17 protein-coding genes and 1 pseudogene are annotated in these 20,827 nt (G+C 71.8%); 14 read left to right on the forward strand and 4 right to left on the reverse strand.

Annotated elements, in window-relative coordinates; genetic code table 11:
* Positions 1 to 97: 97 nt before the first annotated feature.
* The 7 genes from F8566_RS46950 to F8566_RS46980 all read left to right on the forward strand — a co-directional run bounded on the left by F8566_RS46950 (position 98) and on the right by F8566_RS46980 (position 12,061).
* The gene (locus F8566_RS46950; protein ID WP_225994171.1) at positions 98 to 3,586 is read left to right on the forward strand and encodes a phosphodiester glycosidase family protein; all 3,489 of its coding nucleotides are present in this window, start codon (positions 98 to 100) and stop codon (positions 3,584 to 3,586) included.
* 112 nt (positions 3,587 to 3,698) lie between these two features.
* A complete protein-coding gene (locus F8566_RS52525; RefSeq protein WP_151570486.1) occupies positions 3,699 to 6,824 on the forward strand; it encodes a BTAD domain-containing putative transcriptional regulator in 3,126 nt (1,041 codons plus the stop codon).
* A gap of 72 nt (positions 6,825 to 6,896) precedes the next feature.
* Entirely contained in the window at positions 6,897 to 8,498 is a 1,602-nt protein-coding gene (locus F8566_RS46960) for an MFS transporter (RefSeq protein WP_151570488.1), read from the forward strand.
* A gap of 24 nt (positions 8,499 to 8,522) precedes the next feature.
* Positions 8,523 to 9,458: an SPFH domain-containing protein gene (locus F8566_RS46965; RefSeq protein ID WP_151570490.1), complete on the forward strand. Its 936-nt coding sequence runs from the start codon at positions 8,523 to 8,525 to the stop codon at positions 9,456 to 9,458.
* A 17-nt stretch (positions 9,459 to 9,475) separates the two neighbouring features.
* A complete protein-coding gene (locus F8566_RS46970) occupies positions 9,476 to 9,751 on the forward strand; it encodes a hypothetical protein (RefSeq protein WP_225994172.1) in 276 nt (91 codons plus the stop codon).
* 3 nt (positions 9,752 to 9,754) lie between these two features.
* The gene (locus F8566_RS46975; RefSeq protein WP_151570492.1) at positions 9,755 to 10,375 is read left to right on the forward strand and encodes a GOLPH3/VPS74 family protein; all 621 of its coding nucleotides are present in this window, start codon (positions 9,755 to 9,757) and stop codon (positions 10,373 to 10,375) included.
* A gap of 240 nt (positions 10,376 to 10,615) precedes the next feature.
* The gene (locus F8566_RS46980) at positions 10,616 to 12,061 is read left to right on the forward strand and encodes a DHA2 family efflux MFS transporter permease subunit (protein ID WP_192810255.1); all 1,446 of its coding nucleotides are present in this window, start codon (positions 10,616 to 10,618) and stop codon (positions 12,059 to 12,061) included.
* On the opposite strand, the gene F8566_RS46985 is transcribed toward F8566_RS46980, so the two are convergent.
* Complete coding sequence (locus F8566_RS46985; RefSeq protein ID WP_225994173.1) at positions 12,054 to 12,860, reverse strand: alpha/beta hydrolase; 807 nt, start codon at positions 12,858 to 12,860, stop codon at positions 12,054 to 12,056. The genes F8566_RS46980 and F8566_RS46985 overlap by 8 nt on opposite strands.
* Positions 12,861 to 12,939: 79 nt before the next feature.
* On the opposite strand from F8566_RS46985, the gene F8566_RS46990 reads away from it, so the two are divergent.
* The 3 genes from F8566_RS46990 to F8566_RS47000 are packed head-to-tail and all read left to right on the forward strand — an operon-like array spanning position 12,940 to position 15,903.
* The gene (locus F8566_RS46990; RefSeq protein WP_151570496.1) at positions 12,940 to 13,521 is read left to right on the forward strand and encodes a TlpA family protein disulfide reductase; all 582 of its coding nucleotides are present in this window, start codon (positions 12,940 to 12,942) and stop codon (positions 13,519 to 13,521) included.
* A gap of 5 nt (positions 13,522 to 13,526) precedes the next feature.
* Positions 13,527 to 14,372: a cytochrome c biogenesis CcdA family protein gene (locus F8566_RS46995; protein WP_151570498.1), complete on the forward strand. Its 846-nt coding sequence runs from the start codon at positions 13,527 to 13,529 to the stop codon at positions 14,370 to 14,372.
* Positions 14,373 to 14,400: 28 nt separating this feature from the next.
* Positions 14,401 to 15,903: a hypothetical protein gene (locus F8566_RS47000; RefSeq protein WP_151570500.1), complete on the forward strand. Its 1,503-nt coding sequence runs from the start codon at positions 14,401 to 14,403 to the stop codon at positions 15,901 to 15,903.
* A gap of 18 nt (positions 15,904 to 15,921) precedes the next feature.
* On the opposite strand, the gene F8566_RS47005 is transcribed toward F8566_RS47000, so the two are convergent.
* Entirely contained in the window at positions 15,922 to 16,410 is a 489-nt protein-coding gene (locus F8566_RS47005) for a cupin domain-containing protein (RefSeq protein ID WP_151570502.1), read from the reverse strand.
* 22 nt (positions 16,411 to 16,432) lie between these two features.
* Positions 16,433 to 16,840, reverse strand: coding sequence for an organic hydroperoxide resistance protein (locus F8566_RS47010; RefSeq protein ID WP_151570504.1), 408 nt, complete (start codon positions 16,838 to 16,840; stop codon positions 16,433 to 16,435).
* Between the two features lie 80 nt (positions 16,841 to 16,920).
* On the opposite strand from F8566_RS47010, the gene F8566_RS47015 reads away from it, so the two are divergent.
* The 4 genes and pseudogenes from F8566_RS47015 (at position 16,921) to F8566_RS47025 (ending at position 19,656) form a co-directional block, all read left to right on the forward strand.
* Positions 16,921 to 17,388: a MarR family winged helix-turn-helix transcriptional regulator gene (locus F8566_RS47015; RefSeq protein WP_151570506.1), complete on the forward strand. Its 468-nt coding sequence runs from the start codon at positions 16,921 to 16,923 to the stop codon at positions 17,386 to 17,388.
* 78 nt (positions 17,389 to 17,466) lie between these two features.
* Positions 17,467 to 17,844, forward strand: a pseudogene (locus F8566_RS52025) (ATP-binding protein); the annotation flags it as partial.
* Between the two features lie 57 nt (positions 17,845 to 17,901).
* Complete coding sequence (locus F8566_RS52030) at positions 17,902 to 18,318, forward strand: ankyrin repeat domain-containing protein (RefSeq protein WP_225994179.1); 417 nt, start codon at positions 17,902 to 17,904, stop codon at positions 18,316 to 18,318.
* 90 nt (positions 18,319 to 18,408) lie between these two features.
* Positions 18,409 to 19,656: an alpha/beta hydrolase family protein gene (locus F8566_RS47025; protein ID WP_225994174.1), complete on the forward strand. Its 1,248-nt coding sequence runs from the start codon at positions 18,409 to 18,411 to the stop codon at positions 19,654 to 19,656.
* Positions 19,657 to 19,675: 19 nt separating this feature from the next.
* Here the strand turns inward: F8566_RS47025 and F8566_RS47030 are convergent, their stop codons facing one another.
* Positions 19,676 to 20,728, reverse strand: a complete 1,053-nt coding sequence (locus tag F8566_RS47030) for a mechanosensitive ion channel family protein (RefSeq protein WP_151570510.1) — start codon at positions 20,726 to 20,728, stop codon at positions 19,676 to 19,678.
* Positions 20,729 to 20,827: the final 99 nt, after the last annotated feature.

The following is a 20,827-nucleotide window of genomic DNA, read 5'->3' on the forward strand; positions in this document are numbered from 1 at the left end:
TTAGCCGGGTGGTCATCTGGGAAACTTCCGTGCGCAGTGTGACTGGAGTTTCCTGGCGCAGCCACATTCCGCCCTGGGGAGCCAAAGGAGGCGCCTCGTGCCCCCACTGAGATCCATCGCCCGCCCCGCCGCCGTTCTCGGCCTGGCCGGAGTCTTGATCGGCGGCCTCGCCCCGCCCGCCCTGGCGGCGCCGCCCGCCCTCGCGGCCCCGCCCGTCCTGGCGGCGCCACCGCCGCCGGATCCCGCGGCGCCCGGCGTCCGCGACGTCGACCGGCTCCTGCTGCCCGCCGCGAACGCGGCCGGGAACGCCGCCGTGGAGGCACTCGAGACCGACCGCAAGACACGGCCGGTGGCGCCGGGCACGTCGTTGTCCTCCTTCGACAGGCTCGACGGCAAGGGCTGGCTGCGCGGCGACCTGCTGACGGTCGATCTCGGCGCGAAGGTACGGGCCGGCTACCTGTCGCCCGGGAAGGTGTCGGCGGTCGAGCCGCTGTCCAAGCAGGCCGGCAGGTCAGGGGCCATCGCGGGGGTCAACGGCGACTTCTTCGACATCAACGGCACCGGGGCCGCCAACGGCGCGGCCGTGGACGGCGGCACGCTGGTGAAGTCCGCCAAGCCCGGCTGGCCCACCGACACGGCCGGCGTGGCGTCCGACGGGCTCGGCCAGATCGCCGCGATCCTGCTGGACGGCGAGATCACCCTGCCCGGCGAACGCAAGGTGCCGCTCGACCAGTTCAACGCGCACGCCGTGAAGAAGGACGGCATCGGCGCGTTCACCTCGCTCTGGGGGACGGGAAGCCGCGGCCGGTCCGTCGCGGACGGCGCGCAGCGCGTGGCCGAGGTACTCGTGACGGACGGCAAGGTCGTCTCGGTCGGGGACACGCCCGGGTCCGGTGAGATCGCCGCCGACAGCTTCGTCCTGGTCGGCCGGGAGGCGGGCGGCGACACCCTCCGCACGCTCAAGCCCGGAGACCCGGTCGGGCTGGCGTACCGGCCGCGTTCCTCCGGGAAGGCCGCCGGCTTCGCGGTCGGCGGCAACCAGACGCTGATCAAGGATGGGCGGATCCCGGCGCTCACCGATCCGGCGGCGCATCCTCGCACCGCCGCCGGCTTCACCGCCGACGGCCGGACGATGTTGCTCATGACCGTGGACGGCCGCCAGGTCGACAGCCGCGGGGTGACGCTGGCCGAGATGGCCGCGCTGATGAAGGAGGCCGGCGCCCACAACGCGCTCAACCTCGACGGCGGCGGCTCGTCGACGATGCTGGCGCGCGAGCCGGGGCAGGCCCGCGGGCAGGTCGAGAACCAGCCGTCCGACGGCGCCGAACGGCCGACGCCCAACGGGATCGGCCTGTACGCCCAAGGCAGCGGCAAGCTCACCGGATTCTGGGTCGAGCCGGTCGCCGACCCCCCGCAGGCTCCGGGCGTCGGCCCGACCCGGGGTGGGCGCCCCGACCGGGTGTTCCCCGGGCTGACGCGCAAGCTCATCGCGCGCGGCCACGACGAAGCCCAGGGCCCCGTGCAGGCCAAGCCACGCTGGATCGCGAACGGGGCGCAGGGGACGGTCGGCCGCGACGGCACGTTCAGGGGACGCGTCGCCGGCGACATCACCGTCTCAGCAGTCCAGGGCAGGGCACGCGGTCAGGTCCGCCTGACCGTCCTCAACCCGCTCACGCGCATCGGCGCGACCGTCGACCGGGTCACGATCCCCGGTCAGGACGGAGCCGGCGCGTTCGGCGTCGTCGGCTTCGACAAGGAGGGCTTCACCGCCCCGGTCGAGCCGTCCGACACCGCGCTCACCTATGACACCTCGCTCCTGGACATCAAGCCGGGCGACGGCGGCACGTTCACGGCCACACCCCGCAAGGCCTCCGGATCGACGCTGGTGACGATCGAGGTCAAGGGGGCGAAGACCACCCTGCCGATCAGCGTCGGGCTGGAGGAGAAGACGATCGCCGACTTCGGCGACGGGGCGAAGTGGAGGTTCGGCTCGGCGCGAGGCACCGGGAAGGTCGAGCCGGTGGCCGAGGGCCACAACGGCGCCGGGCTGAGGCTGTCGTACGACTTCACACAGTCGACCGCGACCCGCACCGCCTACGCCTACCCGCCGCAGCCCATCGAGGTGCCAGGGCAGCCGCAGGCGCTCGGTGCCCAGGTGTACGGCCACCAAAAGGGCGAGTGGACGGCGTTCACCATCACGGATGCCAACAACCAGACCTACTCGCTCTACGGGCCGTACATCACCTGGGAGGGATGGCGCAGCGTGGAGATGGCGGTGCCGCCGTCCGTCGCCTACCCGATCAAGGTCAACCGCTTCTACACGATCGAGACCGGCGCCGGCCGCCAGTACACGGGCGAGGTGCTGATCGACGACTTCACGGCCAAGGTCCCACCGTCCGTGCAGACACCGCCAGCGAGCCCGGCGCCCGCCGACCCGCTGGTGATCCGGGACGGCACCGCGGCGGACGGGAGCAGGTGGCGGTTCGCGGTGGTGTCCGACGCGCAGTTCGTGGCCGCCGACCCCGACAGCGTCTACGCCGAGCGGGCCCGGCGCACGCTGCGGGAGGCCCTCGCCGCCAAGCCCGACTTCCTGGTCATCAACGGCGACTTCGTCGACACCGGCTACGACGCCGACTTCGCCCTCGCCAAAAAGATCTTGGACGAGGAGCTCGGCGGGAGGCTGCCGTACTACTACGTGCCCGGCAACCACGAGGTCTACGGCTCCGGTGACATCGGGCCCTTCCGCAAGGTGTTCGGGGAGCCGGCGCGCACGTTCGACCACAAGGGCACGCGCTTCGTCCTGCTCGACTCCTCCACCGGGACCTACCGCACCAGCTCGTTCGAGCAGCTGCGGATGCTGAAGAACGCGCTGGACGGAGCGCGCCGCGACCCGTCGATCAGCGCCGTCACGGTGTTCGGCCACCACCCGGCGCGCGATCCGCTGCCGGCCAAGACCAGCCAGCTCGCCGACCGCAAGGAGGCCGCGCTGCTGGAACAGTGGCTGGCGGAGTTCCGGCGCTCGACCGGCAAGGGCGCGGCGGTGGTCAACGCCCACGTCGGCGTCTTCAACGCCTCCCGGGTGGACGGCGTGCACGCGTTCATCAACGGCAACTCGGGCAAGAACCCCGCCGCGCCGGTGACGAACGGCGGGTTCACGGGATGGACGATGTTCGGTGTCGACCCGCTGACGCGCGGCGAGATCGAGCGCACGCGCCTCGCCCCGTTCCTGCCCGCGCCGCAGTGGCTGCGCGCCGAGGTGCTGCCGCACGTGGACGACCTCACGCTCAAGGCACCCGCGTCACTGAAGACAGGCGAGAGCGCCGAGATCCCGGCAGACCTACGGCAGAACGGCCGGGACGTGCCGCTCACCTACCCGATGAGCGCCGACTGGAGCGGCTCGCCGAACCTCCACATCGGCACGCCGAAGACCGCCCGCCCATGGCACGTCGCGACGTTCGACCCGGCCACCGGACGGCTGAAGGCACTCCGCCGCGGAACGGTGACGATCGCGGTGAAGGTGAACGGCATCTCCCGGCAAGCCGCGATCGCCGTGACGGCCGCCGCCAGGAGCCGCCCGGCAGCGTGATCCCCTAGAAGCAGAAGGGCCGCCCTCCGCACGAGGGCGGCCCTTCTCATGAAGGCGGCCCTTCCGGGTGCCGTGGCTTGGATCTCCGCCGGGCTGGTGGACAATCGTGGCCATGCAATTCGCCATTCTGGGGCCGGTCGAGGTTCGGCGGGACGGGCTTCCCGTGGCGGTCGGCGGGCCGCGGGTGCGGGCACTGCTGGCGTTGCTGGCGCTGGACGCCGGCCGCCTGGTGCCCAACGAGCGACTGATCGACGGGCTCTACGGCGAGGAGCCGCCCAGCGGAGCCGCGAACGCTCTCCAGTCCCAGGTCTCGCGGCTGCGGCGGGGGCTGGGTGCGGCGGAGCTCGTCGAAGGGCGGGCCACGGGATATCGCCTCGCTGTCGACCCCGAGGACGTCGACGTTCACCGGTTCGGGCGGCTGGTGAAGGAGGGGCGGAGCGCGCTCGGAGCCGGGGCCCATGCGGCGGCGGCGGAGCTGTTGCGGGAGGCGCTCGGGTTGTGGCGCGGTCCCGCGTTGGCGGATCTGACGGCTCCGTTCGTGGCGGGGCAGGCGGCGCGCCTGGAAGAGCTTCGCATCACGGCCGTCGAGGATCGCGCCGAGGCCGAGCTGGCCTTGGGTGAGTACACGATCGTGCCCTTGTTGCAGGAGATCGTGGCCGGGCATCCGCTGCGGGAGCGGACGCGAGGGCTGCTCATGCGGGCGTTGTACGGGAGCGGCCGGCAGGCTGAGGCGCTCGCCGTGTACGAGGACGTGCGGCAGGTGCTGGCCGAGGAGCTCGGCGCGGATCCCTCGGCGGAGCTGGCCGAGGTGCACCTGGCGATCTTGCGCGGGGACATGGCGCAGCCCCCGGCGGTGCGGTCTGCCTTGCCCGCGCAGCTGACCACGTTCGTCGGGCGTGAGGAGGAGCTCGCGCGGGTCGGGAAGCTGCTCGGCGAAGGGCGGCTGGTCACGCTTCTGGGGCCGGGCGGCACGGGCAAGACGCGGCTGGCGATCGAGGCGGGGGCGCGCGAGCACGGCGAGGTCTGTTTCGTCGATCTCTCCTCGGTGGTGAACGGGGCGGAGCTCCCGCAGGCACTGCTCGGCGCGCTGGGGGTGCGTGAGCACGGGCTCCAGGCGACCGTTCCGGAACAGCACGCGGAGCCGGCCGAACGGCTGGTCGCGGCGGTGAGCGACCGGAGGCTGCTGCTCATCCTCGACAACTGCGAGCAGGTGATCGAGGACGCTGCCAGGCTGGCGCATCGGCTGCTCACCGCGTCTTCCGGGTTGCGCGTGCTCGTGACCAGCCGTGAGGTGCTGGGCGTCACCGGCGAGTCGATCCTGCCGTTGCAGCCGCTGGGCCTTCCGGCTGCGGGAGCCGAGCTGGAGGACGCGCTCGGGTCGCCGGCGCTGCGGCTGTTCGGTGACCGGGCGGCGGCCGTGCGGCCCGGCTTCGCGATCACAGCGGCGAACCTGGAGGCGGTGTCGCGGATCTGCACGGCGCTGGACGGGTTGCCGCTGGCGATCGAGCTCGCGGCGGCGCGGCTCCGGTCGCTGCCGGTCGAGGAGATCGCGGCCCGTCTGGACGACCGGTTCCGGTTGTTGTCGCGGGGCAACCGTACGGCGGCGCCCCGGCACCAGACGCTGCGCGCGGTGGTGGAGTGGAGCTGGGACCTCCTCGAGGAGGACGAACGCGAGCTGGCACGGCGGCTGACGGTCTTCGCGGGCGGGTTCACGCTGGAGGCCGCCGCGCGCGTCTGCGGGCCGTCCCTGTACGAGGTGGACGACCTGCTCGCGGGGCTCACCGACAAGTCGCTCCTGCAGAGTGACGGCGGGCGCTTCCGGATGCTGGAGACCGTGCGGGCGTTCTGCGCCGAACGCCTCACCGAGGCAGGAGAGGAGGACGATCTGCGGCGCGCGCACGCCGTGTACTTCCTCGACCTGGCTGAGCGGGCCGAGCCGCGGCTGCGCGGCGCCGACCAGCTCGACTGGATGGCGCGGCTGGGCGCCGAGGGCGACAACCTGCACGTTGCGCTCCGCTGGGCCGTGCGGGCCGAGCCCGCGACCGCCATGCAGTTCATCGGTGCGCTGTCCTGGTACTGGTGGCTGCGCGGCGTGCGCAGCGAGCTCGGGCCGCCCGCCGCCGAGCTGCTCAGGCACTACGGCACCGAGCCGCCGGAAGGGCTCTCTGAGGAGTACGTGCTGTGCGTGGTGCACGCGGGGGCGAGCGGGGCGCTCGGTGACGCCACGGCGGACTACAAGCGCGCCGCGGAGTCGGTGATGGACTACGCCGGCATGACCACCCTGCCCCGGCGGGTGAGCGTGCTGGTCCTGTGGGCCATGTCCAACCCGATCCCCGACCGCGCGGAGATCGAGGAGCGCCGGCAACACCTGATGATGCGCTCGGACCCCTGGCTGCACGCCCTCGACGGCTTCAGCTCCGGCTATCAATGGATCTTCAGCGGGGAGTTCGAGGCCGCCCGCCCCGTGTTCGAGGAGTCGCTCGCGCGGTTCCGGGCGCTCGGCGACCGCTGGGGCATCGCGAACACGCTGGACGGTCTCGCCATCGTCGCGGAGCTCGACGGCGATCTGGAGCGCTCCCTGGAGTTGCTGGACGAGGCGTTCACCCTGGTCGAGCAGCTCGGCGTGCTGGAGGACATGGTCGACCTCCTGCGGCGGCGCGCGGAGGTGTTCATCCGCGGCGGGGACCTGGCGACCGCGCGGGCCGAGCACGAGCGGGCGGCCGAGCTCGCCGCCCGGTCCGGCTCGCCGCAGAAGGTGCGGACCGCGCGGCTGGGCCTCGGCGATGTCGCGCGCCTCACCGGAGACCTCGCCACCGCGCGCGAGCTCTACGAGGAGGTGCTGGAGGGCTCAGGCGCCGACTGGGGCTGGACAGCCGAGAACGGCGCGCGCGCCCGGCTCGGGCTGGGGTGGCTCGCGGCCGCCGAGGGCGAACTCGGCGCGGCACGGGCGCACTTCCTGGCCACGATCGACAGCGAGTACGAGAACGTCTACGCCCAGACCGTGGCCGAGGCCGTGGCCGGCATGGCCGCGGTCGCCCTCCAGAAGGGCGACCCGGTCCGCGCGGCGACGCTTCTCGGCGGCACCAGGAAAATCCGGGAACTTGCGGAGAGCGCGCACGACATCATCCGCGTCACGGCGGAGGTCCGGGAACGCCTGGGCGACGACGCTTTCGAAGCCGCCCGGGACCACGGAGCGGCGATGACGCCGCAGGAAGTGCTCACCCTCGCCCGCGCCTGACGGCCAGAGGACGGTGCGCGGCAGTGCGTGGACGGTGCGCGGGCGGTCAGCGGGGTCTCCCACGCTGACCGCATGAACCCCTCAACCGCTCGGACGGACACCGTGGCGTTCTCCAACCCCCGCAAGTGGGGCACGTTCGGGATCTGCGTCCTGCTCGTCCTCGTTCCCAACATCGACCTGACCGCCCTCAACCAGGCCGTCCCGCATCTCACCGCCGACCTGCACCCGTCGGCCACCCAGATCCTCTGGATCGCCGACGCCTACGGCTTCGTGCTGGCCGGGCTGCTGATCACGATGGGCGGCGTCGGCGACCGGATCGGGCACAAGAAGATGCTGCTCACCGGCACCGTGCTGTTCGCGGCGGCGTCCGCGGTCACCGCCTACGCCTCCACCGCCGAGATGCTCATCGCCGCGCGGGCGGCGCTCGGAGTGGCCGGCGCCACGATCATGCCGTCGGCGCTCTCGCTGATCCGCCGCGCGTTCACCGACCCGAAGGAACGCACGACGGTGGTCGGCATCTTCTTCGGGATCGGCGGGCTGGCCGTCGGGCTCGGGCCGGTGGTCAGCGGCGCGCTGCTCGACCACTTCTGGTGGGGCTCGGTCTTCCTGATCAATGTCCCGATCATGGCGGTGGTCCTGGCCGCCGGGCCGTTCGTGCTGCCCGAGACGCCCAATCTCGTCACCGGCCGGCTCGACCTGGTCAGCGTGCTGCTGTCCATCACCGGGATCCTCGGCCTGGTGTACGCGGTCAAGGAGGCCGCGGTGGACGGGTTCGGGCAGGCCGGCGTCGGGACCTCCGCGCTCATCGGCGTCGCCGCGCTGGTGGTGTTCGTCCATCGGCAGACCCGGCTGGCCGACCCGCTGATCGACGTCCGGCTGTTCCGGCGCGGCGCGTTCACCGGCGCGGTCAGCACCAACATGTTCGCGATGTTCGCCCTCGTCGCGCAGTCGCTGATCTTCTCGCTCTTCTTCCAGCTCGCGCTGGGCTGGTCGCCGTTGAAGGCGGGCCTGGCCGGGCTGCCGGGGGCGGCCGGAGCGATGATCGGCGGCGCCGCGCTCGCCCCGCCGCTGATCGGCGTGTTCGGCCGTGCCCGCGTCGCCGCCTCCGGGCTGCTGGTCTCGGCCATCAGCTTCTCCGGCTTCGCGCTGGTCGGGCTGGACACCGATTACCTGAGGATGGTGCCGCTGATGATCGTGGGCGGACTCGGCATGGGCATGGCGATGACCGTCACCGCCGACACCGTGCTGGCCTCGGTGCCGAAAGAGCGGTCCGGCGCCGCGTCGGCGATCTCCGAGACCGCGAACGAACTGGGCGCGGCCCTGGGGATGGCCGTCCTCGGCAGCGTGCTGAACGCGGTCTACCGGAGCACCATCGACCTGCCGGCAGGGCTGCCCGCCGCCGCGGAGCACGCCGCCGAGGACTCCCTGGCGGGTGCCGTCGAAGCCGCCGCCGCGCTCCCGGCACAGCTCGCCGCCGAGGTCACCGGCGCCGCCAAGGCCGCGTTCGTGGACGGCATGCACGCGTCGATGCTCTGCAGCGCGGCGTTCGCCGGGCTGGTGGCGGTGAGCGCCCTCATCACCCTCCGGAACGTGCCGAAGGTCATCCCGGAGATCGCCGATGAGGAGCCCGTCCCCGCCACGTCTGGAAAAAGTGATATCACTTTGCTAGATTAATGCCAGATACAAGGAGGAGCGACCATGACCGAACCCGCGCTCGAACCCGCACCGGTGGACATGCCGGCACCGCAGATCAGCGAACGTCTCACCAGCGGGACGAACGGCTGGGTGATGGCCGCGCTCGCCCTGCTCCTGCTCGGGGGCGGCGTGGGGCTCTTCGTCCTCGGCATCGTCATCATCGGGTCCGACGACGACGGCGCCGGTCTCGCCGCCATCGGGGCCGCGATCATCGCCGTGCTCGCGGGCCTCGCGGTGGCGGCGGGGCTGACGCCGGTCGCGCCGAACGAGGCGCGCGTGCTCCAGCTCGTCGGCGCCGGGTACGTGGGGACGCTCCGCGCCGCCGGGCTGCGCTGGGTCAACCCGATCACGCAGCGGCGCCGAGTCTCGACCAGGATCCGCAACCACGAGACCGGGCTGGCCAAGGTCAACGACCTGGACGGCAACCCCATCGAGATCTCCGCGGTGGTGGTGTGGCAGGTGGAGGACACCGCCCGCGCCATCTTCGAGGTGGACGACTTCGTGGAGTTCGTGGCGTTCCAGACCGAGGCCGCGGTGCGGCACATCGCGGGAAGCTTCCCCTACGACTCAGCCGAGCGCATCTCGCTGCGCGAGAACGCCGACGAGATCACCGGGAAGTTGTCCGACGAGCTCGCCGCCCGGGTGGCCTCCGCCGGAGTTAAGATCATCGAGTCCCGGATCACCCGCCTGGCGTACGCGCCGGAGATCGCCCAGGCCATGCTGCGCCGCCAGCAGGCGGGCGCGGTCGTGGCGGCCCGCAAGCAGATCGTCGACGGCGCCGTCGGCATGGTGCACGCCGCCCTGGAGAAGCTCGCCGAGGAGAACGTGATCGACCTCGACGAGGAGCGCAAGGCCACGATGGTCAGCAACCTGCTCGTGGTGCTGTGCGCCGACCGGGACGCCCAGCCGGTGGTCAACGCCGGCTCGCTCTACCACTAGTCCGTGGCTTCTAGTCCGTGGCTTCCGAACGCAAGAAGATCCTGCTGCGGCTCGACCCCGCCGTCCACGACGCGCTGGCCCGATGGGCGGGGGACGAGCTGCGCAGCACCAACGCGCAGATCGAGTTCCTGCTGCGCCGGGCGCTCGCCGACGCCGGGCGGCTGCCCGGCGGGGTCGGGCGGATGCGGCGCCCGGGACGGCCCCCGAAAACGATCGACCCGCCCACGACGGCCGACCCGCCCACGACAATCGACAGTGTCGCTGGCCATGATGAGGACACGGACGAGGAGTAGCTCATGGTCGAGGTGCCCGATTCCCTGCCGGCCAGGATGTTCCTGCTGGCGTACGACGTGACGAAGAAACGCATGACCGCACGGTCACATCTCGGCTACGTCCTGCGCGGCGCGGCGCTGACCGAGCTCTACCTCGACGGCCGGCTCGGCGAGAGGGGCAACAAGCCGTGCGTCGAGACGGCGGGCGACGACCCGTACGGCGTGCTGCGCCAGATCTCCGGCTCGCGCCCGCGTTCGTGGCAGCACTGGGTGCGCAAGGACCATCGGGGGATCGTGCGGACCATCCGGGAGGAGCTCTCCCGGGAAGGCTGGATCCGGGTGGAGCCGTACCGCCGGCTCGGTTTCTTCCCCGCGACCCGCGTCACCGTCCGGGATCCCCGGGTGGTGAAGGCGCTCTGGGGCGGCGCCTCGTCGGCGCTGCGCGGCAAGCCGGTCGCGCACGTCAACAGCTGGGACGCCGCCGCCGTCGCCCTGGCGGCCGCCGGTGGCCTGAAGACCGTCCTCCCCCGCTCCGACCGGCGCCGCCACAAGCGGCGCATCGAAGAGCTCACCGCCCGCAGCGGCCCGGCCGCCAAGGCCGTGCGCAAGGTGATCGAGGCCCAGCAGGCCGCCGCCGCCGGCTGACCCCGCCACCACCGGCCGCTCGGCCCGGCACCGCGGCCGCTGGTTGACCCTGGCAAGGTGACCCTGGCACGGGGGTGTCGCCTCACTCACCCTCCATTGACAGCCGCCGCGCTCCCGGGTGACGCTGGCAAGTGATCTAGAACCGAGCTCTAGAACGTTACGGACGTCGCGCCACCGACCCGGGAGAGTGTGTCCGATGTGGAGGATCCTTCACGTTGGGCAGATGGATTCATGGTGCGGGTGAGCGCGCCGGCCGAGCCCGCCCTCGGCCGGCCTGAGGGGTCCGGCCCGTGGCGCGTGCTCTCGGTCGTCACGCTCGGCACCTTGCTGCTCGTGGTCAACATGACCACGCTCAACATCGCCCTGCCGGTCGTCGTCGGGCACTTCGAGGCGGGCGCGTTCGCGTCGAGCTGGCTGGTCCTCGGCTTCATGCTCGTCCAGACGTCGCTGCTCATGGTGTGCGGGCGGATGTCCGACGTCTTCGGGCGGCGCCACATGTACCTGTTCGGGCTCGCGGTCTTCACGGCGGCGAACCTGCTGGCCGGTTTCGCGCCCACGATCGAGGTGCTGATCGCCCTGCGCGTGCTGGCGGCGTTCGGTGGGGCGGTGCTGCTGGCCAACGGCACGGCGATCATCGCGCACGCGTTCGGGCCCCAGCGGCTCAGCGAGGGGCTCGGCGTCTACTTCGGAGTGCTCACCGCGGCCCCGCTGATCGGCCCGTCGGCGGGCGGCTTCCTGGCCGAGGCCGCGGGCTGGCAGTGGGTGTTCTGGTTCAACGTGCCGATCGGGCTCATCGCCCTGGCCTGGGCCGCACTGTCGCTCCCCCGCGTCCCGCCCGGCGCCCGTGAGCCGATCGACGTGCTCGGCGCCGTCCTGCTGTTCGGCTGGCTCGGCGGGCTGATCCTCACGCTGTCCGAAGGCGGCTCGCACGGCTGGGCCACCCCGGTGTCGCTGTCGGGCGCCGCAGCGTTCGGGCTCCTGCTGCCGGTGTTCGCCGTACGGCAGCGGCGCGCGCGACATCCCCTGGTGGACGTCACGTTGTTCAGCGACCGGCACTTCTCGCTCGCGAACCTCGCCGCGTTCTGCAACAACCTCGGCAGGGTCGGCAGCGTCCTGCTCGTCGCGCTCTTCCTCCAGGCCGTGAACGGGATGACGCCGGCGGAGGCGGGAGTGGCCGTGCTGCCCGGCCCGATCGCCGGGATGGTGGCGGCGCCCATCGGGGGTTTCCTCGGCAGGCGGGTCCACTCCCGCACGATCGCGGCCGCGGGGTCGGCGACCGCGACGACCGGGATGCTCGTCGCGCTGCTCGCGCTGGACGAGGACACGCCCTACACGATGATCGCGCTGTCCCTGATCCTGGTCGCCGTCGGCAGCGGCGTGTTCACGACCGGCAACACCTCCGCGGTGCTGGCAGCGGTCCCGTCCGAACGGCTCGGCGTCGTCAACGGGCTGCGGATGACCCTGCTGAACGTGGGGAACGTGATGGGCGCGGCGCTGTGCCTCATGCTCGCCACGTCGGCGCTCGCCGCGGCCGACCGGCGGCTGCTGTACGGGGGCGCCGCCGCGAGCCTCTCCCCCGGCGAGCTCGGCGACCTGATCACCGGCTACCACCGCGCGTTCACGGTGCTCTTCGTCGCGTCGCTGATCGCCACGTTCGCCTCGCTCACCAACCGCCGCCTCAGCTAGCCGGCTGGGCGGCGTTCAAGGCCAGGACGGCGTCGACGAGCTGGGGGCCGTCGAGGAGCACCTGGTCGTTGTGGTCGGCGCCGGGCACCACGACCTCGCGGACGAGGTGCGTGACCCGCCGTGCGACCTCCCGGCTCTGCCGTGGCGGGACGATCGAGTCGGCGTCCCCGTAGACGACGGCGGCCGGCGCCTCGACCCGCCCGATCTGGTCGGCGACCGGGAACCGGTCCTTGAGCAGCGCCCCGACAGGGAGGAACGGGTAGTGCTCGCGCCCGACCGAGGCCAGGTCGCTGAACGGTGACCGGAGGAGCAGGCCCGCGGGCGGGTGAGTCACCGCGAGGCGGGTGATGACGGCGGCACCGAGGCTCTCGCCGAAGTAGAGCACGCGGCCGGCTCCGAGCTCCTCCGTCAGATAGCCGCGTGCCGCGCGGACGTCCCGGGTGAGGCCGGTCTCGCTGGGACTGCCGGGATTGCCGCCATAACCGCGATAGTCCACCAGGAGGACGGACAGGCCGCGAGACGCCAGTGCCGTGGCCAGTGGCAGGCGGTAGGAGCGGTTGCCCGCGTTGCCGGGCGCCACCAGGACGACCGGGGCGCCGGGCCGTGACGACGGCACGTACCAGGCCTTGAGCGTCAGGCCGTCCTCGGTCCGGTAGGAGACCTCCCGGACACCGGCGGGCACGGGCGGCGCCGCGCGGTCCGGGAAGTAGATCAGCCTGCGCTGCAGCGCCCAGAGTGACGCGATCACCACGATCACCACCACCAGGCCCGCCATCCACGGCTTCGTCCAGCCGGGCACCCTTTCATTAGAACACCTCGGAAGGCCCCGTCACCGGTTCGTAAGAACTTGCGGGCGTCCGGCTCAATAGCCTTGCCCCATGAGGAAGCTCACCCTGTTGCTCGCCGCCACGCTGGCGCTCGCCGCATGCGGCGGATCGGACGACGACGCCCCGAAGGGCGCCGCGACCGTACAGCCGACGCCGTCCGCGGCCTCGTCGAGCGCTGCGGCCCCCGGCTCCGGCACGCCGTCGGGGCGGCTGCGATCGATGCCGGAGCAGTTGAAGTTCGAGGGGACGACGCTGGACGGCAAGCCGTTCACCGGGTCCAACCTGGCCGAGCAGCCGGTGGTGTTCTGGTTCTGGGCTCCGTGGTGCCCCAAGTGCCAGTCGGAGGGCCCGGCCGTCGCGAAGGTGGCCGAGCGTTACAAGGGTCGTGTCTCGTTCGTCGGCATCGCCGGGCTCGACAAGAGCAAGGACCAGATGCAGAAGTTCGTGACCCGGACCGGCACCGGAGGCATCACCCAGCTCGACGATCGCGGCGGCGACCTCTACAAGCACTTCAAGGTCACGTCGCAGTCGTCGTTCCTGTTCATGAAGCGCGACGGGTCGGCCGACCGCGCCTCGGGGCCTCTCGGTGAAGACGAGCTCGAGAAGCACGTGAAGGCCCTCGCGGGCGGCTGACGGACATGGAAACGGTCTCACTCGCTCTGGCGGCCGGGCTCGTCGCGGCGTTCAACCCCTGCGGCTTCGCGCTGCTCCCGTCCTACCTGGCGCTCCTCGTCGCCGCGCCGGGGGCGGGCGGGGTGTGGCGGGCGCTGCGGCTCTCGGCGGGGATGACGGCCGGGTTCGTCACGGTCTTCGGCGCGTTCGGCCTCGTGATCTCCGTGGCGACGACGTCGATCCAGGAGTACCTGCCCTGGGCCACGATCGTGATCGGCCTCGCCCTGACCGTGACGGGCGTGTGGTTGCTGACCGGCCGTGAGCTGCTCGTACGGCTGCCCCGGCTGAACGTGGGCGGCGGCCCGTCGGGGTCGTTGCTCGCGCTGTACGGGTACGGGGCGTCGTACGCGATCGCCTCCCTGTCGTGCACGGTCGCGCCGTTCCTCGCCGTGACCGGGCTCGTCTCGGGAACCGGCGGCATCGTGGAGGGGCTCGCCGCCTTCGTCGCGTACGGCGTCGGCATGGGCCTGGTCGTCGGGTTGCTGGCGATGATGGTGGCGCTGGCCCGCGACGCGGCGGTGACGCGGCTGCGCCGCCTGCTGCCGTACGTGTCGCGGGTGAGCGGCGGTCTCCTGCTGCCGGCCGGGGTCTACATCGTCTACTACGGCTGGTACGAGCTGCGCGTGAACGCGGGCGGCGCCGCGGACGACCCGGTCGTCGGGGCCGCCACCGAGATCCAGGGGGCGTTGTCGGAGCGGCTGGACATGATCGGCATCGGCTGGGTGGCCGCCGCCTTCGCCGTGCTGCTGGTCGTGGCGGTGGCGGGGACGCGCCTGGTCAAGGGGCGATCCGCGAAAAAGACGATGCTCTGACCAGGTTGATCACTCTAGAGTGTTCCGAATGTTCCGCAGGCGGCGGCAGGCAAGCCCCACATCGATCTTCGAGCACATCAGCGCGCACGTTCTGGCAGAGGGGCCGGGACTGCGTGAGGGCGGCGAGTCCCTGCCCGATGACGGCCCCGGCACCATGTGGGCGCCGGGCGCGCAGGACGGCGTGCTGCTCTACCACTGGGGCGGCTCCGCTGAGCCACACGAGGTGGAACGGGTGCGGGAGGCCCTGGCGGCGGCCGTGCGCGGCAGGTCGGCGTACGACGCGCTGATCGAGACCGTTCGCGAGGCGCGCGTGATCTCACTCGTCGACGACCTGCTCGGCTGGGTGCGCGAGTCGGGCCTCGACCCGGAGGCGACCTACCAGTTGGCCTACCGCCTGGCCACGCGGGCACACGACCGTGAGGCGGTGAAGCTGGGCATCGCACTGCTCGGCCTCTACTCCGCCGATCATCATCGCGACGAGCTCATGACGCTGGGCCGCCACGACGAGTTCACGATCTTCGCGCTGGTGGCCCTGGCCAACCGCGAGGGCGACGTCGAGGCCGACCTGTGGGAGCTGGCGCGCAACGTCACCGGCTGGGGCCGCATCCATCTGGTGGAACGGCTGGCCGACACGGGCGACCCCCTGATCCGCGACTGGATCCTGCGCGAGGGTTTCCGCAACGACGTGATGGACCAGTACCTGGCCGGGGTCGCGGTGGCCGCCGGCGACCTGGCGGGACGGCTCGCCGACGCGCCCGACGACGACCTGCTCATCGCCGCGAGCGACCTCTTCGACGTGCTGTGCGACGAGGGCGGGCCGGTCGAGGGCATCTCCGGCTACGACGAGGGTGAGCGGGCCGCCGGGCTCTTCCTCGGGCACATGGCGACACGGGCCGACGACCTGCGGCACTACTTCGCGGTCCGATCCCTGCAGACGTACGCGACGGAGCACTGGCCGCATCTCGCCGACCGGTGCGCCGCGATTCTCCAGCGCCCGCTCTGGGCCGACCTCGCCCGGCTCGGGCTCGGCTCGACCGACGAGGCCGAGTTCTACCGGGCGTCCCGCGCGTGCCGGATGCTGGGCGTCCCGACGCTGGAGGCGCACCTCAGCCGCGTCCGCGACAAGCCGTACGACCTACGGCACTGGCACCTGTGCATGAAGGAGGCCGACTCGGGCACGCTCGGCCAGGTGCTCGACCTGGCGACGGACCTGCTCCCGCTCAACCGGATCGCGACCGGCCCCGCCGAGGAGGACGGTCTCGGCCCGGATTTCGCGCCGCATCGCTGCCTCGACGCGTTCCTGCCCAAGCTCGGCGAGTGGCCGGGGCAGGGCTGGCCGATCGTCGCCGCCGGCCTGGCCAGCCCGGTGGTCCGCAACCGCAACATGGCCATCCGTACCCTCGCCGCCTGGGACGAGGCGGCCTGGCCCGCCGAGGCGCGGGACGCGGTGACCGCCGCCCTCGCCCGCGAGCCGGACGCCGACGTGCGGGAACGCCTCCAACTGCTCCTGGAGGGCCACCCCATCGAATAGCGGCCAGGCGAGCAGCAATCAGACCATGTACTGGTCGTGCCGCCGGTAGATGTCGGCCCATTCCTCGTCGCTGAGCGTGCGGCCGCTCGCGGCGACCTCCGCCAGCTCCTCGAAGTAGCCCTCTCTCGGCGCGCCCGGCGCGAACAGCAGCAGCATCGATGCGGGGCCCTCCGGGTTGCGGAACGCGTGGATGCCGCCCGGCGGGACGAACAGGAAGTCGCCGGGCGCGGCGTTCACCCAGCGGTCGCCGTCGTACAGGCCGACGACCCCGGACAGCACGAAGAACGACTCGGACATCGTCTTGTGGAAGTGCGGTCCGGGCCCGCCGGGCTGCTCACCCATGTCCCACCGGTAGAGGCCGTACTGCCCGCCCGTGGACTCGCCGGTCGCCAGGTAGTGCACGCCGGTGCGGCCGCCGATCACCAGGTCGGGCGCGGAGTCGCCCTTCCAGAGCGTGCCGCTGACCTCTCCCTGGTCGCCGTGGTAGAGCTCCGCCGGGTACGACATCCGATCCTCCTCGTGTCCGCCCCTATTCGATCACGAGCTCGACGGGGATGTTGCCGCGAGTGGCGTTGGAGTAGGGGCAGACCTTGTGCGCCCGCTCGACCAGGTCACGGCCGCCCTCCAGGTCCTCGGGCAGCTCCACGCGCAGCACCACGCTGAGCCCGAAGCCCTCGTCGACGCTGCCGCCGATGCCGACCTCCGCGGTGACCGACACGTCCCTGACGTCCTTGCGCTCGGCACGCGCGACCGCGCCCATCGCGCTGGCGAAGCAGGCCGCGTAACCGGCGGCGAAGAGCTGCTCGGGGTTGGTGCCGTCGCCGCTGCCGCCCATCTCGCGCGGCGGGGCGAGGCGCAGGTCCAGCTTCCCGTCGGAGCTGACGGCCCGGCCGTCGCGTCCGTTGGCGGTGGCGACGGCGGTGTAGTGCACGCTCATGATCTCTCCTCATGTCCGGTTGGCACGAAATTTAACATAGCACAACTTAATTGTGCACAACAGAGTTGTATGATGGAGACATGACCACGGCATCCGAGGAGCTGCTCCGCCTGGACAACCAGGTGTGCTTCGCCCTGCACGCGACCTCGCGCGCCTTCGACGCGACCTACCGCCCGCTTCTCCGCGACCTGGGCCTCACCTATCCGCAGTACCTGGCGATGCTCGCGCTGTGGGAGCACGGCACGCTGACCGTGAAGGAGCTCGGCCTCGCCCTCCGGCTCGACTCGGGCACGCTCTCGCCGCTCCTCAAGCGGCTGGAGGCCGCCGGGCTCGTCCGCCGCGAGCGCAGCCCGCAGGACGAACGGTCGGTGGTCGTCACGCTGACCGCCCAGGGCGAGGCGCTCCGCGAAAAGGCCGTGAACGTGCCACGCCGCATCCTCGCCTCCACCGGCCTGAGCGAGCGGGAGCTGATCGAGCTGCGCCGCTCCCTCGAACGCGTCACCGCCGCGCTGGACGCCGCCACCACCGAAGCGACTCCCCGGCCCTAGCCGCTCCTGGGGTCGCCTCGGTGGTTAAGGGGTTCTCTCCGGGGGACATCGTGGCCAAGAAGTCGGCCAACGGAGTCGGTGTTGCTGTTCAGCCTCGAACTGCAGCTCCCCCGCGACGCGGCGAGTGTGCCGGTGGCACGGGGATTGCTGGCCTCCTCGCTGGAGGCACTCGGCGTCGACGACACCGTCCAGATCGACATCGAGCTCATGCTCACCGAGGCCTGCACCAACGTGATCCGGCACGCCGAGGCCGGCGACGCCTACACGGTGCAGGCGATGATCACCAACACGCACTGCGTCATCAGGGTGCTCGACGCCGGGCAGGGATTCGACACCGAGGCGGCCGGGCAGCCGGACACCGGCCCGGCCCGCGAGCACGGGCGGGGCTTGGTGATCATGAAGTCGCTGGCCGACGACATCCGGTTCCGGGTCTATCCCCGGGAGGGCACGCTGGTGTCCATGGAGAAGGAGCTGCGGTTCAAGGCGGACGCGCTCGGGCCGAGGCTCGCCGGGATGGAGTGCGCGGACCTCGAGCTCGTGAGGGAGCCGGATCCGGGGCTGAAGGAGTTCGCGACCAAGCTGTTCGACCTGGCGCGGACGGGGCAGACCGAACGGCTCATCGCGCACGTCGAGGCCGGCGTCCCCGTCGACCTCGCCGACGACAAGGGCGACACCCTTCTCATGCTGGCCGCCTACCACGGGCGGGCGGACACCGTGCGGGCCCTCGTGGCACGGGGCGCCGATCCGGAACGGCCGAACGACCGGGGGCAGCGCCCACTGGCAGGCGCGGTGTTCAAGAAGGAGGCCGGGGTCGTGCGCGCCCTTCTGGACCTCGGCGCCGATCCGACCGCCGGAGCCCCATCGGCCGTGGACACCGCCCGGATGTTCGGCCACACCGAGTTCCTCGCCTGGTTCGACGAGCCGCGCTAGCCGGCCCCGGTCCGGCCCCGACGAAGGTCAGGGGTGAAGGCTGCCGATCGACCATGATCACGGCTCGCCGGCGGCGGCCAGGCTGGGGCCATGCGATCGAGAACCACCGCGCTCACCGCGCTCATGCTCGCCTTCCCCCTGATCACCGCCTGCGGAGCCGGCGCCGGCGCGACGCGTACGGCGAACGGCACCACGCGCACCCAGCCGGTGTCCTTCGAACTCCCCGCCCCCACCGGGAGGCAGGCCATCGGCACCACCGAGCTCCACCTCGTCGACCAGGCACGCCGCGACCCGTGGGTGAAGGGCAAGGCCCGCGAGCTCATGATCAGCGTCTGGTACCCGGCGCGGGCGAGCACGCTGCCGCGCGCCCCCTACCTGCGCCCCACCGTGGCCAGGCTCGCCGGCCAGGCCGAGGCGTTCGGCATCTTCAAGCCGGGCCAGGTCGACTGGGCGGGCGCCCGGACCCACGCGGCCGAGGCCGCCCCCGCCGACCTGCGGCGCGGCCCGCGCCCTGTCGTGCTGTACTCACCGGGCTTCGGCGTTCCGCGCGCGGTCGGGACCACGGCCGTCGAGGAACTGGTCAGCCGCGGCTACGTCGTGGTGACCATGGACCATACCTACGAGACGTCCCTCGTCGAGTTCCCCACTGGCCGGGTCGAGCAGCAGACGCTCCCGCCGCAGAGCCCCGCGCGGACGCGGACCGCCCTCGACACCCGCGTCGCCGACACCCGCTTCGTCCTGGACCGGCTCGCCGCGCTGCGCGCCGGGCACAACCCGGACGCGGAACGGCGGCGGCTCCCCCGCGGCATCGGCGCGGCGCTCGACCTGTCCCGGATCGGCGCCTTCGGGCACTCGGCGGGCGGGATCCAGGCCGCCGAGGCCATGCGCGTGGACCGCCGGCTCGACGCCGGGATCGATCTTGACGGCACCATGCAGTACGCGCCCGGCGACCTCGTCCAGGTGGCGCGGACGGGCCTCGACCGGCCGTTCATGCTGATGGGCGCCGCCACGGGCGGAGAACTCCAGACCCACCTGACCAATCCGTCCTGGGGGTCGTTCTGGAACAACTCCCGCGGCTGGAAGCGCGACCTCAACGTGCCGCAGGGAAGCCACTACAGCTTCACCGACCTCCAGGCGATCCTGCCCGCCGTCGGACGGCAGACCGAACTCCCCGCCGACAGGGCCAAGGACTTCGTCGGCACCGTGGACGCGGGCAGGATGGTCGCCTCGCAACGCGTGTACGTCACGGCGTTCTTCGACCGCCACCTGCGCCGTCTGCCGCGCCCCGTCCTGAACGGCCCGTCGCCGCAGCACCCGGACTTCCGGTTCATCCGCTGACGATCCCCGGCCGGGACGCTCAATCGTGGGCGGCCAGGTCCTTGGGGCGGCCGTTGGCCACGAGGACCTGGCGCGTCGGGAACGGGATCTCGATGCCCTCGGCCTGGAAGCGGCGGTGCAGGCGCTTGATGAACTCGTGCTTGATCCGGAACTGCTCGCCGAACTCGTTGATCCGCAGGATGGCCGTGAAGTTGATGCTGGAATCGGCGAACGTGTGGAACCGGACGAGGATCTCGGCGTCCTTCACGCCGCCCTCGACCTCGTTCATCACCTCGCCGCCGATCTCGGTCACGACCTTCTCCACGCGCTCCAGGTCGCTGTCGTAGGCGACGCTGGCCTGCACCAGCAGCGACATGTCCTGCGCCGGGCGGTGGAAGTTGGTCAGGATCGACTTCGAGAACTCCGCGTTCGGGATGACCTCGATGTTGTCGGACAGCGTGCGGATCGAGGTGTTGCGCCAGTTGATGTCGACGACGTACCCCTCCTGCCCGCTGCTCAGCTTGATGTAGTCGCCGGGCTCCATGGTCTTGGACGCCAGCACGTGCACGCCCGCGAACAGGTTGGCCAGGGTGTCCTGGAGCGCCAGGGCCACCGCGAGACCACCGACGCCCAGGGCGCCGAGCAGAGGCGTGATCGACACGCCGAGGCTCTGCAGCATCACCAGCATGCCGATGCCGAGGACGATCACCCGGGTGATGTTGCCGAAGATCGTGACGGACGAGTCCGGTCCCTGGCGGGCCAGTGTGACCGAGGTCACAATGCCCGCGATCAGCCGGGCGAGCGCGAACGTGACGCACAGGATGATCGCCGCCGAGAACACCTTGGCGGCGATGTTCTTCGTCTCGGACTCGGGCTTCAGGATCAGCGTCGCGATCCAGCCGCCGCCGGTGAGCGCGACCGGTACCGCCAGGTCGTGCAGCAGCTTGGCGATCAGGTCGTCCCACGCCCAGCGCGTGTCACCGGCCCGGCGGGTCAGCCGCCCCATCGCGATGCGGAGTACGACCGCCAGCACCAGCGCCCCCACCACCACGCTGCCTGCGGCGATGATCTGGCCCCACGACGGCTCGTCCATGAATGGATCTCTCCCTCTCGGTGACACGGCCAATGCCGATAATCACCCGTACACGGCATTACTCCCAACCCCGCCCGATGGTAGTGAACCCTGGCACAC

Origin of the sequence: Actinomadura rudentiformis (genome assembly GCF_008923185.1) — a bacterium.
Taxonomy (GTDB): domain Bacteria; phylum Actinomycetota; class Actinomycetes; order Streptosporangiales; family Streptosporangiaceae; genus Spirillospora; species Spirillospora rudentiformis.